The sequence below is a fragment of the Methanospirillum hungatei JF-1 genome (genome assembly GCF_000013445.1).
Classification (GTDB): Archaea; Halobacteriota; Methanomicrobia; order Methanomicrobiales; family Methanospirillaceae; genus Methanospirillum; species Methanospirillum hungatei.
Window position 1 is genome coordinate 1,922,406 of the sequence record NC_007796.1, and the last position, 14,396, is coordinate 1,936,801.

A 14,396-nucleotide genomic window follows, 5' to 3' on the forward strand; every position below is an offset into this window, starting at 1 on the left:
TCAGAAAAACCTGGTTTCCCGGTTTTTCAAACCATGTGCTCTTTGATAGTCTTGACAATGATGAGCAGGAATATGCAGAGCAAATATTACTGGATTTTACCGGATTTGTCCTCTACTACCAGAACTGCGTTCCGGAGGACTGGTCACCGTCTGTCATCGAGCACTGCCTGGTAAAGGATTTTCCCCGGAGAAAACCGGTTGATATCTCATCAATACAAAAAGCTACCCGCGACTGGTTTATGGCCACAAGTAAAATGACTGACGCGTTCTGCAATGAACGGCTGGATGAAGACTATGCCGGACTCTGCAGGCATGTTGCAGGAAAACTAGCACGAAAACGGGATAATAAAATTACCAGGGGAAAACGTGAAATATGGGCTGCAGGAATCATTTATGCAGTAGGACAGATGAACTTCCTGTTTGATAAATCATTTGAGCCATATCAGTCAGCAGATGATATCTGCCAGTACTTTGGGACCAGCAAAAGGACGACTTCACAAAAAGCGAAACTCATTCGGGATCTTATTGGGATGGATGATTACTGGGACCCCGAATACTCTACATCATACATGCGGAATAAAAATCCATTCGAAAAATTTTGTATGACAAAGAACGGGTTTATAATTTAAATAAATCTACATGCAAAAAGTCATAAAAAAAAGATAATTATTACTACACCGTCACCGGAGGCTTACACTTAAAATTTATAAGTGATACAATGAGAATAGGAGAACAGAGAAATGTACATAAAATTTGAGTCATATTTTGACGGAAATTACTGGTGTGCCAGAGGCATCGGGGTGGATATTTTTACTCAGGGAAAAAGCCTTGATGAACTAATGAGTAACATTCAGGAAGCTGTTGAACTGCATTACGAAGATGAACTGGAAAGAGGCGAGTCAATTACCATTCTGACCTTGCAGGAATACGAGGTAAGATCACATGCAAGGGCTGCCAGTTGTTAGTGGGAAAAAATCATAAAAGCTCTTCAAAAGATTGGTTATAATGTAATAAGACAGAAGGGCAGTCATATTCAGATGCAATTAGAATCAGAACAAGGTATTCACACAATTACAATTCCTCTCCATGATGAAATTGCCCTGGGCACACTCAACGATATTGTTGGGAAGGTCTCTCTATGGACTGGAATTAATAAAAGGGCATTAATTGAACGAATAAAAGAAGAATAAATTTTTATTTTTTTATCTCATACTCCATTCCAGGTTCCAGAATCACTGTTTTCATATCAGTTGTCTCATTGATAGCCCGTGCAAACTCAGATACATCCTGCCTGATTTTATCAAAGGTATTATAATGAATCGGGATAACAACCGGTGCTCCGATAAACTCTGCGGCCATCATCCCTTCCCGTGGACCCATCGTAAATCTCCCCCCGATTGGAATAAGAGCAACATCAGGATGGTATAACTCACCAATAAGACGCATATCTGAAAACAGCCCGGTATCACCTGCATGGTAGACGGTTCTCCCATCCATGCTGATAACAAAACCTGCAGCACTCCCGCCGTACATCCCGATCCCTTCGTCTTCTAACCAGGATGAGTGAATTGCCTGGGTCATGGTAAACGAGATACCATCCACGACTATCGTCCCGCCGATATTCATTGCTTCAGTGATGCACCCTTTTCCCCGGAGGTAATGAGCGATCTCATTATTTGTAATAATCGGGGCAGTATACGATGCAGCGATACCCATATGGTCAGCATGGGCATGGGTGACGGCGACAAGATCCGGCGTGACTCTGATCTCGCCCTCAGGAATAAAGGGGTCGATCAAAACACACTTTGACCCTTGCAGTACGACACAGGCATGACCAAGGTACGTAATCTTCATAAAAAAATCAGGTGATATCGATCAGCTCTGCTTCGGTGATATCAATGGACTCGCCAAAGGCATCCTTTGTTGCAGAGGAGGTCATACTCTCAGTGAGGTCACGATCTTCCATAACATCACGAATACGTTCCAGGTACTGATCCATCTCCCGGTCAACCATGGCTTCAAGAACATGCCGGTACTCCCGGAGTGTAGACGGGCTGATTCCCAGTTCTTCACTGATCTCTTTCATGGTCTTGCCGGATACGAGCAGATGTTCCATCTGGTTCCGGTCAAATGGCATTTTAAAGTCCAGCTCACGGAAGAGTTTCATCCTGACACGGGCACGGGCAACAGTCTTGGAGAGTTTTTCATCTCCAAGTTCCCTCGCAATCTCAGTATCATTTTTCCCCGCATAGTAGGCACAAACCAGCTTTGCCAGCTGAATAGGTTTCAGCTTCGTTTTGAAGAAACCCTGGTCAAGGAGTTCTCGCATAATGAGCGCGATCTCCCGTTCTACCGCATCGCTATCACGAAGCGTACCATGGATCTTCTTCATCGGTTCCACAATCTTTGTGTTACCGGTCATATTTGCGAACAGTTGTAACAGCTGTTCTTTCTTTGCAACCTCTTCTGGCATGAGGAATCACACACATTCGGGATACCGATATACATACCGCTAAAATTATTTAAGTTTGTTGGAATTTTTACGTAAAAAGACCGCAATCCATTATATATTCATTGCAGAGGAGGGAAAAATGAGCACCAGAGATCCGGTATATGACAGGACAGGGTTTATCAGGATCCTGAAAGCCGGGCTGAGTTAGGGCAGATACAGAAGAAAATCTTCATCGTAGATGAGAGCAATATGTATCCCGGTTTGTGATCCCAGATGAGCGATGTCTTTGATAATGTGATGGATCTGGCAAAACGCAGAGGGTTTGTCTGGCCAACGACGGAATGCTACGGTTCGGTTGCAGGGTTTATCGATTACGGCCCTCTTGGTACGCTGGTCAAACGTCGTATCGAAGACCTCTGGCGCCAGTTCTATGTAATATCTGAAGGGTATTATGAGATAGAATGCCCGACAATCGGCCAGGAGGCCATGTATATAGCATCCGGGCATGTCAAGGGTTTTTCTGATAAGATGTGCCAGTGTCCGGCATGTAACGAATATCTGCGGGCCGATCATGTCGCTGAAGCTCACAATATTCCAAATGCGGCCACCCTTTCATGTGAGGCACTGGCAGAAAAGATATGCACGCTCCCCTGTCCGGCATGTAATGAGGTCCTTGGAAAGGTCGAGGTCTTTACCTTTAACCTGATGTTTCAGACGACCATCGGGCCAGGGTCACAGCGAAAGGGATACCTTCGGCCTGAAACCGCTCAGGGTATCTTCGTTGACTTTGGGAGGCTGCTGCGGTTCTACCGGGATAAGCTTCCGTTCGGAACCGTGCAGATAGGACGGTCATACCGGAATGAGATCTCACCCCGTCAGGGAATGATCCGGCTTCGTGAATTCACCCAGGCTGAGGCTGAGATCTTTGTCCACCCGGAGATGAAAGACCACCCGAACTTTGCACGGTATGCCGACTATGCATTCCCGCTTCTCTCATCTGAGCAGCAGCTTGGAGGCCTTGAGGCAAAGACCTACACCATGAAGGATGCCGTGGCAGCGGGAGTCATTGCAAACGAGTATGTTGCCTACTACCTTGCCCTGACCCACGAACTCCTGGTCACCATTGGTGTGATGCCTTCACGGCTCAGATTCCGCCAACATCTTCCTGATGAACGGGCCCATTACGCCGAAGACTGCTGGGATGCTGAGATATTCTCCGAACGGTTTGGATGGGTTGAAACGGTTGGTATTGCAGACCGGACGGATTATGATCTGAAGGCACATGCAGAGCAGAGTGGTGACTCTTTTACCGCATATATCCAGTATGACGAACCACGACGGGAGAAGAGGCGTGTCATCAATGCCAACATGGGTGTGCTCGGGCCAAAGTACCGGGGAAAAGCAAAAGCCATCTCTGATGCTCTGCAGGAGGTGACTCCCGGACCCGATGGTGCAACCGTTATCATCGACGGGGAAGAGATCTTTGTCCCGGCTGATCTGTATGAGGTGAAGGAAGAGGAGGTTGATGTCCGGGGTGTTGATGTCCGGCCCCACGTTATCGAGCCCAGTTATGGGATTGACCGGATGATCTATGCCGTCCTTGAGCACTCGTACTTCGAAGAGGAGGTAGAAGGAGAGGTCAGGAAGGTCATGCGGTTCCCAAGCCGGGTTGCACCGGTGCAGGTAGCCATATTCCCGCTCATGGCCCGTGACGGTCTTGATGTCATGGCAAAAGAGATTGCCCGGACCCTTCAGATGCAGGGGATTCTTGCAGAATATGATGATTCAGGAGCCATCGGTCGCCGATACCGCAGACAGGATGAGATCGGGACACCATTTGCCGTAACGGTAGACTATGATTCACTTGAGGATCAGACGGTTACCCTTCGTGACCGGGACAGCATGCAGCAGGTCCGGATTCCAAAGGATCAGCTTGTTGATCTGATCCCAGCCCTTATCAGGGGCAAAAGCTCATTCTCTTCACTCATCTGATGGAATATATCTCCCATCCTTTTATTGCTCCGGAGACGATGGAGAAGAGAACATACCAGTTCTCCATCTCCATGAATGCTCTTGAGAAAAACACCCTTGTTGTCATCCCGACCGGCCTGGGAAAGACAGCAATTGCGCTTATCGTTGCAGCGTCCCGCCTGTACCAGAACGGGGGGAAGGTGCTGATGATGGCACCGACAAAGCCCCTTGTTGAGCAGCACCTCCGCTATTTCAAGGCACATCTTGCCATCCCCGGTGATGAGAAGACGAAATTTGCAATGTTCACCGGTGAGGCATCTCCTGAGAAGCGGACCGCAGAGTGGATGGCGGCATCGATGGTCCTTGCGACTCCGCAGGTCATTAAGAATGATCTCATCGCCGGCCGGTACGATCTCACCGATGTCTCACTCCTGATTGTGGATGAAGGTCACCGCGCAGTCGGAAATTATGCCTATGTCTTCATAGCCGAACGGTATATGCAGACCGCAAAGGATCCGCTTATCCTTGCGATGACTGCGTCTCCGGGCGGGAACAAGGAGAAGATCTCAGATATCGTGGAAAATCTGCACATCAAGTCGGTTGAGAGCAGGACTGAGACTGATCCGGATGTCAGGCCTTATGTGCATGAGAAGGATGTGGAAATAATCCGTGTAGACCTCCCGCCTGAACTAAAAGCGGCTCTTGAAGATTTGAAGGCGCTCGTAGCAGACCGACTTGATCAACTCAAGAAAGCCGGGTTTCCGGTCACCGATCAGGCTTCCCTTTCGATGAAAACACTTCAGGAGGTATCGGCAATCATCCAGCAAAGAATTGCAGAGCGAGATGCTTCAGGTTTTGCAGCGGCCAGTATTCATGCCGAACTGATGAAACTCAGGCATGCCATTGGTCTAGCAGAGTCACAGGGCTGTATGGTCCTGAAGGCATACCTCAATAAGCTCCTTGCCGAAGGGAATGCACCTGGCGGGTCAAAGGCATCAAAGAGAATCGCCTATGATCCCCGGTTCATGAGACTTCTCAACCGATCCATTGAGTGGAAAGAAGAGTGCCACCCCAAGCTCCTCATCCTCCCTGAGCTGGTACAGTCTATCCTTGATGAGTCCCCAGATACGAGGATCATTGTCTTTGCAACCTACCGGGATACAGTCAAGATGGTTGTTGATACGCTGCAGGCAGCAGGGATCTCCGCAGAGCGGTTCGTCGGGAAGGCGAATAAGGACCAGGAAAAAGGACTCTCGCAGAAGAGACAGATTGCAACCATCAGCCGGTTCCGTGAGGGGGAGTTTTCCGTCCTTGTTGCCACCTCAGTCGGAGAAGAGGGGCTTGATATCCCGTCTACCGACGTGGTCATCTTCTATGAACCGGTCCCGTCAGAGATCCGGAGTATCCAGCGAAAGGGAAGAACCGGACGTCATAACACGGGACGGATCATCGTTCTGGTTACCAGGAAGACGACTGATGAGACCTTCCAGATTGTTTCCAGAAGACGGGAGAAGGCAATGGTAACGGGGATGAAAAACCTGACCGGTCATGAGAAGAAGATCCTTCAGACAGCCCTCCCTCTTGACCTGGATGATCTGCAAAAAGCGAAAGCAGCACAGGAAGAGGTATTTTCTGGTCCAAAGATCATCATCGATGACCGTGAACTGGTCTCAAAGGTGTCAGAGCATCTTTCATCCGCCGGGGCAGTCATTCGTATCGAACGGCTTTTACAGGGTGATTACAAGATTGGTGACCGTATCCTGGTTGAGCGCAAGACATCACGTGATTTTGTTGACAGTCTTATCGACCGGGACCTTCTGGATCAACTGAGAGAGATGGCACGGGTCTGCCCAAAACCGGTTCTGATCATCGAAGGAGGGGACATCTATTCCCAACGGGACATCCATCCGAATGCTATCCGGGGAGCGCTTGCTGCAATTTCCGTGACCATGGGGATCGTCATATTTCAGACCAGAGACGCCGGAGATACCGCAGACCTGCTCCTGGTCCTTGCACGCCGCGAAGAAGAGAACGGATACAAGGAGCGGGGGTCCGGCCAAAAAGAAGCATATGAGAGTCTTGCAACCGCCCAGGAGGCCATCATGAGCGCATTTCCAGATCTTGGACCTAAATATGCCCGTGCCCTGCTCACGGCGTTTGGATCACTCAAAGCGATTATTGATGCAGAAAAAGAAGAGCTCCTCCAGGTCCCAGGTATCGGGGCGAAAAAAGCGGAGATGATTTACGAGTTGTCCCGTCGTCCATACCCGTAAAGGAGCAGGGCATATGCTTCAGCCCCTTTTTTAACGGACTCCATAAGGTTCAGGATCCGGGTACTATCCTGTTCTTCGCGTGCCTGCATAAGGAGGGTCCGAAGAGTCAGGGCAAACTCATCTTCCAGTCCACCTGGTGCAACCGGTTCCTGTCCCGCTCCCTCAGGGCCGGACCGGGAAGGTGTAACCGGAGGTCGTTTTGTGGTCTGATTTTGTAGAGCCTGCTCCTGGCATACTACACAGAACGTCTCTCCTTTATACTCAAAGAGCGGGGAATGGCAGACAGGACATGTCTTTGAGAGCATCTTCCCTCCCTTCAGGAGGTACTCAGCCATTATCTCATCAGGACTTTTTGTATCGGTCATCGGTCAGTACTGTTTTATGGGGTGGGGGTCTACTTATAAGCGAAGGTTCACGCAGGTGAGAATATGCCAACTCCAGAACAAACCATCGATATCTGTATTCAGATGTTATCTGCCATTATTGACGATGGCACCATCCCCAGAAATATCCGCCGTGTAGCAGACGAGACCCGCACTATTCTTCAGAACCAGGATCGCCAGCTTGGCCTTCGGGCAGCAGAAGCAATTTCAAAGATTGATGAGATCAGCTCTGACCCGAATATGCCAGGACATGCACGCACCCGCGTCTGGGAACTGGTCTCACAGCTTGAGACTGTACCGCTCGATTAATTTCACCATCTGTTTTCGGAGGAGAGAAATTCTTCTCCAGGGCATTTTATTCCTAGAGAGGAGAGGTTTTTTGGCTATTCGCCAAGTATGGTTACCGTAAGGTGCCGATCCCGCCGTTCCCTGGTATCAAGTTCAAGAAGGACTATCTGCTGCCAGGTTCCAAGGACAAGAGCACCATTCCGTAACGGAATTGTCAGGGACGGGCCAACTAGAGCTGCTTTCACATGTGATCTGCCATTCCCGTCTCCCCAGCGGCTGTCATGGGCATAGGTGATATCAGGCGGGGCAGAGACCGACAAAGCACGTGAGAGGTCTTTTAAAACACCGGGTTCATACTCGATGGTTGTCACTGCTGCCGTTGAGCCGATAACAAACACATGACATATACCGGTTTTTACCCCTGATGAACAGGCAATCTCCTGCACCTTGTCAGTGATATCTACGATATCCCCTTCTCCCCTGGTTGAAAGCGTAATAGTTCCGGATGTTACCATATCATGACAATGGTACTCCGCATGCAAGATAGTTTCGAAAAAAGGAACGGAAAAAAGATTAGTCAAGTTTCTTGATGACTTTATTTGCAATCTTGAGGGCGCAATAGTCCCCACACATGGTGCAGGCGTCGGCATCGGCTGAGGCACGCTCATTTCTGATCTGCCGTGCCCGGGCCGGGTTGATAGCAAGATTAAACTGAGCTTCCCAATCAAGGTCACGACGTGCATGCCCCATGGCAAGGTCCTGGTCACGCTTGTTGAGTTTTATCATATCACCGACATGGGCTGCAATCCGGCTGGAGATGACACCTTCATAGACCTCTTCAGGATTTGGCAGGGCAAGGTGTTCAGCAGGAGTCACATAGCATATAAAGTCAGCACCATGCATGGAGGACATGGCTGCACCAATTGCAGAGACACGGTCATCATAACCCGGAGCAATGTCAGTGACGATGGGTCCGAGCATGTAAAAAGGCTTATTACCCGACATCCGCTTCATAAGTCTGACATTAGTTTCGATCTGGTCAAGGGGCACGTGACCAGGGCCTTCCACGATGACCTGGATTCCCATCTCATGGGCACGGTCACCAAGTTCTGCATTGATGATCAGTTCCTGTATCTGTGCACGGTCGGTTGCGTCATGAACTGCTCCGGCCCGCATCCCGTTCCCGGTTGAAAGGGTCACTTCGTGCTCTTTTAAGATCTCACACAGGTAGTCAAACTCTGCGTAGAGGGGGTTTTCCTTGTCATTGTGCAGCATCCATGCAGTCAGGAATGCACCACCACGGGAACAAAGACCCCCATGTCGTCCCTGGCGCTGGAGCCGTTCAAGGGTGATCCGGTTTACACCGGTGTGAATTGCCATGAAGTTGGTTCCAAGTTTTGCCTGTTCCTCGGTGATCCGGAAGAGGTCATCTTCCCGCATATGAATAACGGCACCATCTTTCCTGGCTGCCTCGATAAATGCCTGGTACAGGGGAACTGAACCGACGGAAAGAGTGGTGGCTTCTATGCACCGTCGGCGGATTTCAACAAAATCTCCACCGGTTGAGAGTTCCATGATGGTATCGGCACCGGCACGCTCTCCGGCTTTTACCTTCTCAACTTCCATATCCACATCAACAATATCGGTCGAGGTCCCGACTGAACAGTTCACCTTGGTACGAAGGCCACCCCCTATACCACATAATTTGACCTTCCGGTAGGGTGAAACCGGAATGACGATCTGGCCGCTTGCGATCCCCCGTCGGATAAAATCTTCAGTAACGCCTTCCTGAGCCGCTACGACCTTCATTTCTTCGGTGATGATGCCTTTTCTTGCATCCTCGACTATTGACATAGCCTATATGTTCCATAAGAAGATACATAAAGGCTCTTTTTTGCAAATAAGACATCATTTTTGTTTATTTGAAAACAAGAAATGTTGCTTTGCCATTGTTACACCCTGAATATTCTATAGCAGTGAGATCAAACCTTCATGCGTAGTGGCTGAATCAATACAGATAAACTTCGGAGGATTTGTCCCGTTAAGTACTGTCGACTGGCGGGGAAAATCCGTTTGCGTGGTTTTTTTCAGAGGGTGCCCGGTCAAATGCTGGTACTGTCATAACCAAAGCATCCTTACCGGAGAGGATCGAAGACCTGTCGAAGAGGTCAAAGAACTCATTCGATCTTCGGCATTACTTATCAGTGGCGTCATCTTTTCCGGAGGTGAAGCAACCATGCAGCCACCTGCGCTTTTTGCGCTTGCCAGGTACAGCAGATCAATCGGACTTTCCACCGGCCTGCATACAAACGGTGTGTATCCGGATGTTATCAGAAAACTCATCGATGAAAGGCTGATTGATCATATTGCCCTCGATATCAAGGCTGAGTGGAATCTGTACACAGTCAGGGGGAAAGAGCGTGCGGTTGGAAAACAGGTTAAGGAATCACTGACATTATGTACAGAATCTCATCATGCCGGAACACTCCCCGGTTTTGAAGTGGTAGTAACGCTGTTTCCCGGATATGGCGAAGAGATAATGACAATCTCTCGTGATGTCGCTCCAGACATAGATCTTGTCCTGCAGCAGGGAGTATATATGGGGATACGGCCTCTTGATTTGAATAATCTGAAAGGGATAGCAGACCGGCTGGGCCGACCGGTCAGAATACGGACACGGAGTGATGGAGAGATATTTTATGAAGGTACTCGCAGTAGTTGGGATGCCGGGATCGGGGAAAGGTGAATTCTCCGCTATCGCACGGGAGATGGGAATTCCGGTTGTTGTGATGGGTGATGTCATCAGGGAAGAGGTAAAGAACCAGGGGCTTCCCCCGACTGACGAGAGCATGGGAATTGTTGCACGGGCTCTTCGGGAAAAATACGGTATGGCTGCAATTGCTCATGCGTGTGTCCCGGTAATAACACGGCAAAGGGCAGATGTGGTCCTGGTTGACGGAATACGCGGAGATGCCGAGGTGACTCTGTTCTCTGAAACCTTCCCCGATTTCTCCCTTGTCTCCATCGAAGCACCACTCACCACCCGGTTTGCCAGGTTATCAGAACGGGGACGATCTGATGACCTGCAGGACATCAGTGAACTTATCGCCAGGGACGAACGGGAGTGCTCTTTTGGTCTGGGAAGAGCAATGGAACGTGCATCGGTCAGAATTGACAATACCGGAACCAGAGAAGCGTTCCAGGAGAGGGTCAGGGAATATCTGACCAGGATGAAGGCTGCATGAGTATCAGATATTTTTTTGGGTCTTCTTCAAAGGTCTGGGAAGACATCTCATGGATATATGGTATTGAGGAGGCAGGATTTGACGGGTGGGAGATCTGTGCAGACGGGAATTACCATTTTGGCAAAAAAGACCAGTACGAGAGGGTTATCGAAACACTCCGGTCCACAACACTGCAGGCAACGGTCCATGCTCCTTTTGGAGACCTGAACCCGGCGGCCATCAATGATCCTATCTGGCGGGAGACGATCAGACAACTCTCGGAGTGTATCAGGCTCGCATCAGAGATAACCGACCGGGTGACGATTCATCCTGGATACCTCTCCTGCACCGGGAAACTGGTTCCTGAGAAGATATGGCAGCTGCAGAAAGAGGCCATGCAAGAAGTTGGAAAGGTGGCGTCAGAATACGGGGTTATTGCCTGCCTTGAGAACATGCCAGATATTCATGACTTTCTCTGCCGATATCCTGAAGAGATCCAGGGGATCATAGAAGATATTGAAGGGGTCTCGATGACAATTGATTTCGGTCATGCACATACCATGGGGAAGGTAAACGATTTTATGAAGGTGCTCAAATCCGCCTCCCATGTCCATATCCATGATAACCACGGGAAATCTGACGAACATCTTGCCATCGGAGAAGGCACAATAGACTGGAACAAGCTGTCAAAAGCCCTTCTCAGAGACTACCAGGGGGTTGTCGTGGTAGAAGGGAGATCCATCCCGGAAGCAAAGCGATCCCTGGCTCAGGTCCGGAGGTGGACATAATCGCCGGAGAGACCCTGCAGATATTTTTCCTGGGAACGTCCGGGGCACTTCCCACCATATCCCGGAATCTTCCGTGCATCCTCTTAAAATGGGGGTCTCATGACCTGATCTTTGATTGCGGAGAAGGGGCACAGCGGCAGATGATGAAAGCGCGTGCCGGGTTCTCTCCCGAAGTTATCTATATATCCCACTGGCATGCCGACCATTTTCTCGGGGTTATCGGCCTTCTGCAGACGATGTCCTTTAACGGACGAGAGCAGCCATTGATGATCGTCGGCCCGGACTGTGTGCATGAGATGGTGAACGATATCAAAGGGTTGTGCAGGACCAGGCTGTCATTCCCCGTAGAATCGCAAAAGGTCCGTGCAGGTGATCTGCTCATCTATGAAGGATATTCAATCAGGGTCTTTGCAGCAGATCATGGTATTCCCGGAGTCGGGTACATCTTTGAAGAGAATATGAGACCAGGGCGGTTCAACCGGGAACGTGCCATTGAACTCGGTATCAGGCCAGGACCACTCTTTGGGAAACTGCAGCGGGGCTCATCGGTTACCATCACCGTCGATGGGGAAGAACGGATCATTACTCCCGAAATGGTCATGGGACCCATGAGACCGGGCAGGAAAGTTATCTATACAGGGGACACAAGACCGGTCCTTTCAGAACTTGCAGATATCGGAGATGATGCAGATCTCCTCATCCACGATGCGACGTTTGACCATCAGGAAGAAGAACGGGCAATAGAGTTCATGCATGCAACTGCGGCAGAGGCGGGTATGGTTGCCCATACCCTGAAGGCTCACCGTCTTGCCCTCTTCCATTTCAGCACCCGGTACACGTCTGCTGATAATCATGTTTCTGATGCAAAAACTCATTTTTCAGGAGATATCCTTGCTCCTGATGATCTTACCGTTTTTGATATCCCGTTCAGGGATGAATAATTTTTTTCAGGAGAAGGCCGACAAGGAATACTCCTGACCGATAACAAATGACAGATCTCCTGAAATAGGAGAAAGGATGATACTATCATTACTCATATGAACCGCTTCTAACATGGAGGCGGCATTCTTCTGACGCGAAACGTTGCATTCCGCCTTCAATGGAGCAGAATTCTTGTTAATTCCTGCTGACGGGCCGGATCTCACTCTGGTGAATAGTATGCCAACAGGAACAGAGACAATAGTTTACAGCCTTGGCGATGGCTGCAGTATTACAGACATCGTCATAGGGAAGACATATACCGGGACAATCCAGGGTTTTGCTAACTTCGGTGCGTTCGTATATCTGAATAGTTCAATCAAGGGACTTATCCATAAATCAAATATGCTGATGAGTCACCGTGAGGGTGACACCGTTATTGTCAGAGTAGGAAATATCCGGGACAATGGAAATATTGACCTAGAAGAGATCGTCATCTCATCATACCAGATTCAGCCGGTCGTGTGCAAGCGACGGACAACAAAACTTGAGGATCTGGGGGAAAAAGTCGGAAGAACCGTCACGCTTGAGTGCCAGGTTGCCCAGATTAAGCAGACCTCAGGGCCGACCATCTTTACCCTTGTTGATGAGAGTGGCACTGAAAACGCCGCAGGGTTTATCGAGGCAGGCAAACGTGCATTCCCTGATGTAAACCAGGGTGATACTGTCCGGGCAACCGGGGATGTGATGATGCGGGGGGGCCAGGTCCAGGTTGAACTGGCACGGCTTGAGGTCCTGCATGGAGCAGAGGCAAAAGAGGTGCTTGACCGGATTGAACAGGCTATTGATGAACGGGCAGAACCTGCAGATATTCCCATGTTAATCGACAGCCCGGTCCTTGAACGGCTTCGCCCGGAGATGAGAAAGATAGCAAAACAGATCCGTCGTGCTGTCTTCACCGCCCAGCCGATTCTGCTCCGACACCATGCCGATGCCGACGGAATCTGTTCAGCGGTTGCCATCGAACAGGCTGTCGTTGCTCTCATAAATGACTCTGGCGGGGACTATGATACGGCGAATTACCTCTTTAAACGGGCTCCGTCAAAGGCACCATTCTATGAGATAGAAGACATCGTCCGTGACCTGGATTATGCAACCCGTGATAACATCAGATTCGGACAGAAGATGCCACTCATCATGCTGACCGACAATGGTTCAACAGAAGAAGACCTTCCGGCGATGAAGATGGCAAAGGTATACGGGATTCCGATGATCGTCTTTGATCACCATCACCCTGATGAGATTGTGGACCAGTATCTCAATGCTCATGTAAACCCCTACCACGTTGATGGTGATTACGGGATCACGGCAGGTATGCTGGGGACCGAGATTGCCCGGCTTATCTTCCCGAAAGTTGACCATCAGGTGCGCCATATTGCAGCAGTTGCAGGTGTAGCAGACAGGAGCGAGGCACCCGAACGGCAACAATACTTGGATCTGGTAGCAGACCGGTACTCAGAGGAGGACTGCAGAAAGATTGCACTGGCACTTGATTATATCCAGTTTTATCTCAGGTTTAACGACGGAAAAGAACTCATCAAGGACATTCTGGACCTGAACGGGGACCATGACCGGTACAGGAACATGGTTGATCTCCTGGTAGCAGAAGCGGAATTTGCCATCGGTGAACAGGTAAAGACCTGCATGCCGCATGTGATCGCTTCAACCCTTCCGAATGGAGCGCATCTCTTCCAGATTGATGTGGAGATTCATGCTCATAAATTCACCTTCCCGCCACCGGGAAAAACATGCGGCGAGGTCCATGACCGGTTATGCCAGCAATACGCAGGAAAACCTGTTGTCACGCTCGGATTCGGGCCTGATTTTGTGGTGCTCAGATCGCGGGGTGTGCTCATGAATATCCCGCAGATGGTCCGCGAACTCCGTGAAGAGATATCAGGAGCAGGAGTGAACGGAGGGGGTCATCTGGTCGTCGGAAGCATAAAATTTGTCGAAGGAATGCGGGAAGAGGTTATTGGACGTTTATCAGAGAAAATTGGAGAGTTTCCAACGACCTGAATTTAATCATGATAAATCAT

16 protein-coding genes are annotated in these 14,396 nt (G+C 49.6%); 11 read left to right on the plus strand and 5 right to left on the minus strand.

Features of this window, described 5'->3' with window-relative positions:
* Positions 1–35: 35 nt before the first annotated feature.
* The 3 genes from MHUN_RS08885 (at position 36) to MHUN_RS19515 (ending at position 1,190) form a co-directional block, all read left to right on the plus strand.
* Positions 36–629 carry a DUF6398 domain-containing protein gene (locus MHUN_RS08885; RefSeq protein WP_011448691.1) on the plus strand — a complete coding sequence of 198 codons (594 nt, stop codon included), beginning with the start codon at positions 36–38 and terminating at the stop codon, positions 627–629.
* A gap of 111 nt (positions 630–740) precedes the next feature.
* On the plus strand, positions 741–965 hold the full coding sequence (locus MHUN_RS08890; protein ID WP_011448692.1) for a type II toxin-antitoxin system HicB family antitoxin: 225 nt from the start codon (positions 741–743) through the stop codon (positions 963–965).
* A 45-nt stretch (positions 966–1,010) separates the two neighbouring features.
* On the plus strand, positions 1,011–1,190 hold the full coding sequence (locus MHUN_RS19515; protein WP_338040858.1) for a type II toxin-antitoxin system HicA family toxin: 180 nt from the start codon (positions 1,011–1,013) through the stop codon (positions 1,188–1,190).
* A 4-nt stretch (positions 1,191–1,194) separates the two neighbouring features.
* On the opposite strand, the gene MHUN_RS08900 is transcribed toward MHUN_RS19515, so the two are convergent.
* Positions 1,195–1,854 (minus strand): metal-dependent hydrolase, encoded by a 660-nt coding sequence (locus MHUN_RS08900; RefSeq protein ID WP_011448693.1) that lies wholly within the window; start codon positions 1,852–1,854, stop codon positions 1,195–1,197.
* A 7-nt stretch (positions 1,855–1,861) separates the two neighbouring features.
* Positions 1,862–2,473, minus strand: coding sequence for a transcriptional regulator (locus MHUN_RS08905; protein WP_011448694.1), 612 nt, complete (start codon positions 2,471–2,473; stop codon positions 1,862–1,864).
* Between the two features lie 252 nt (positions 2,474–2,725).
* Between MHUN_RS08905 and glyS the strand changes: the two genes are divergently transcribed.
* Together glyS and MHUN_RS08915 are read left to right on the plus strand one after the other, a co-directional pair.
* Positions 2,726–4,444, plus strand: a complete 1,719-nt coding sequence (gene glyS, locus MHUN_RS08910) for a glycine--tRNA ligase (protein WP_011448695.1) — start codon at positions 2,726–2,728, stop codon at positions 4,442–4,444.
* Entirely contained in the window at positions 4,444–6,696 is a 2,253-nt protein-coding gene (locus MHUN_RS08915) for a DEAD/DEAH box helicase (protein WP_011448696.1), read from the plus strand. Before glyS ends, MHUN_RS08915 begins: the two co-directional genes overlap by 1 nt.
* On the opposite strand, the gene MHUN_RS08920 is transcribed toward MHUN_RS08915, so the two are convergent.
* Complete coding sequence (locus MHUN_RS08920; RefSeq protein WP_011448697.1) at positions 6,666–7,061, minus strand: Sjogren's syndrome/scleroderma autoantigen 1 family protein; 396 nt, start codon at positions 7,059–7,061, stop codon at positions 6,666–6,668. The two genes, MHUN_RS08915 and MHUN_RS08920, sit on opposite strands and share 31 nt — an antisense overlap.
* Before the next feature lie 63 nt (positions 7,062–7,124).
* Between MHUN_RS08920 and MHUN_RS08925 the strand changes: the two genes are divergently transcribed.
* Positions 7,125–7,388, plus strand: a complete 264-nt coding sequence (locus MHUN_RS08925) for a UPF0147 family protein (protein ID WP_011448698.1) — start codon at positions 7,125–7,127, stop codon at positions 7,386–7,388.
* A gap of 74 nt (positions 7,389–7,462) precedes the next feature.
* Here the strand turns inward: MHUN_RS08925 and MHUN_RS08930 are convergent, their stop codons facing one another.
* Both MHUN_RS08930 and thiC read right to left on the minus strand, forming a co-directional pair.
* Positions 7,463–7,882: a secondary thiamine-phosphate synthase enzyme YjbQ gene (locus tag MHUN_RS08930; protein WP_048067407.1), complete on the minus strand. Its 420-nt coding sequence runs from the start codon at positions 7,880–7,882 to the stop codon at positions 7,463–7,465.
* Between the two features lie 58 nt (positions 7,883–7,940).
* On the minus strand, positions 7,941–9,221 hold the full coding sequence (thiC, locus tag MHUN_RS08935) for a phosphomethylpyrimidine synthase ThiC (protein ID WP_011448700.1): 1,281 nt from the start codon (positions 9,219–9,221) through the stop codon (positions 7,941–7,943).
* Between the two features lie 145 nt (positions 9,222–9,366).
* On the opposite strand from thiC, the gene MHUN_RS08940 reads away from it, so the two are divergent.
* From MHUN_RS08940 to MHUN_RS08960, 5 genes are all read left to right on the plus strand, one after another.
* Positions 9,367–10,113, plus strand: a complete 747-nt coding sequence (locus MHUN_RS08940) for an anaerobic ribonucleoside-triphosphate reductase activating protein (RefSeq protein ID WP_239441514.1) — start codon at positions 9,367–9,369, stop codon at positions 10,111–10,113.
* A complete protein-coding gene (locus MHUN_RS08945) occupies positions 10,067–10,612 on the plus strand; it encodes a dephospho-CoA kinase (RefSeq protein WP_048067408.1) in 546 nt (181 codons plus the stop codon). Before MHUN_RS08940 ends, MHUN_RS08945 begins: the two co-directional genes overlap by 47 nt.
* On the plus strand, positions 10,609–11,379 hold the full coding sequence (locus MHUN_RS08950) for a sugar phosphate isomerase/epimerase family protein (protein WP_011448703.1): 771 nt from the start codon (positions 10,609–10,611) through the stop codon (positions 11,377–11,379). Before MHUN_RS08945 ends, MHUN_RS08950 begins: the two co-directional genes overlap by 4 nt.
* Entirely contained in the window at positions 11,370–12,320 is a 951-nt protein-coding gene (gene rnz, locus MHUN_RS08955) for a ribonuclease Z (protein WP_011448704.1), read from the plus strand. The genes MHUN_RS08950 and rnz overlap by 10 nt, the downstream gene beginning before the upstream one ends.
* 217 nt (positions 12,321–12,537) lie before the next feature.
* Entirely contained in the window at positions 12,538–14,376 is a 1,839-nt protein-coding gene (locus MHUN_RS08960) for a DHH family phosphoesterase (protein WP_011448705.1), read from the plus strand.
* Positions 14,377–14,396 lie beyond the last annotated feature (20 nt).

Excerpts from the sequence above, each read along its gene's own strand:
- MHUN_RS08905 (WP_011448694.1), bottom strand. The coding sequence starts at position 2,473 with ATGCCAGAAGAGGTTGCAAAGAAAGAACAGCTGTTACAACTGTTCGCA.
- MHUN_RS08920 (WP_011448697.1), bottom strand. The coding sequence starts at position 7,061 with ATGACCGATACAAAAAGTCCTGATGAGATAATGGCTGAGTACCTCCTG.
- MHUN_RS08900 (WP_011448693.1), bottom strand. The coding sequence starts at position 1,854 with ATGAAGATTACGTACCTTGGTCATGCCTGTGTCGTACTGCAAGGGTCA.
- MHUN_RS08890 (WP_011448692.1), top strand. The coding sequence starts at position 741 with ATGTACATAAAATTTGAGTCATATTTTGACGGAAATTACTGGTGTGCC.
- glyS (WP_011448695.1), top strand. The coding sequence starts at position 2,726 with ATGAGCGATGTCTTTGATAATGTGATGGATCTGGCAAAACGCAGAGGG.
- MHUN_RS08960 (WP_011448705.1), top strand. The coding sequence starts at position 12,538 with ATGCCAACAGGAACAGAGACAATAGTTTACAGCCTTGGCGATGGCTGC.
- MHUN_RS08945 (WP_048067408.1), top strand. The coding sequence starts at position 10,067 with ATGAAGGTACTCGCAGTAGTTGGGATGCCGGGATCGGGGAAAGGTGAA.
- MHUN_RS08950 (WP_011448703.1), top strand. The coding sequence starts at position 10,609 with ATGAGTATCAGATATTTTTTTGGGTCTTCTTCAAAGGTCTGGGAAGAC.
- MHUN_RS08930 (WP_048067407.1), bottom strand. The coding sequence starts at position 7,882 with ATGGTAACATCCGGAACTATTACGCTTTCAACCAGGGGAGAAGGGGAT.
- MHUN_RS08915 (WP_011448696.1), top strand. The coding sequence starts at position 4,444 with ATGGAATATATCTCCCATCCTTTTATTGCTCCGGAGACGATGGAGAAG.
- MHUN_RS08925 (WP_011448698.1), top strand. The coding sequence starts at position 7,125 with ATGCCAACTCCAGAACAAACCATCGATATCTGTATTCAGATGTTATCT.
- thiC (WP_011448700.1), bottom strand. The coding sequence starts at position 9,221 with ATGTCAATAGTCGAGGATGCAAGAAAAGGCATCATCACCGAAGAAATG.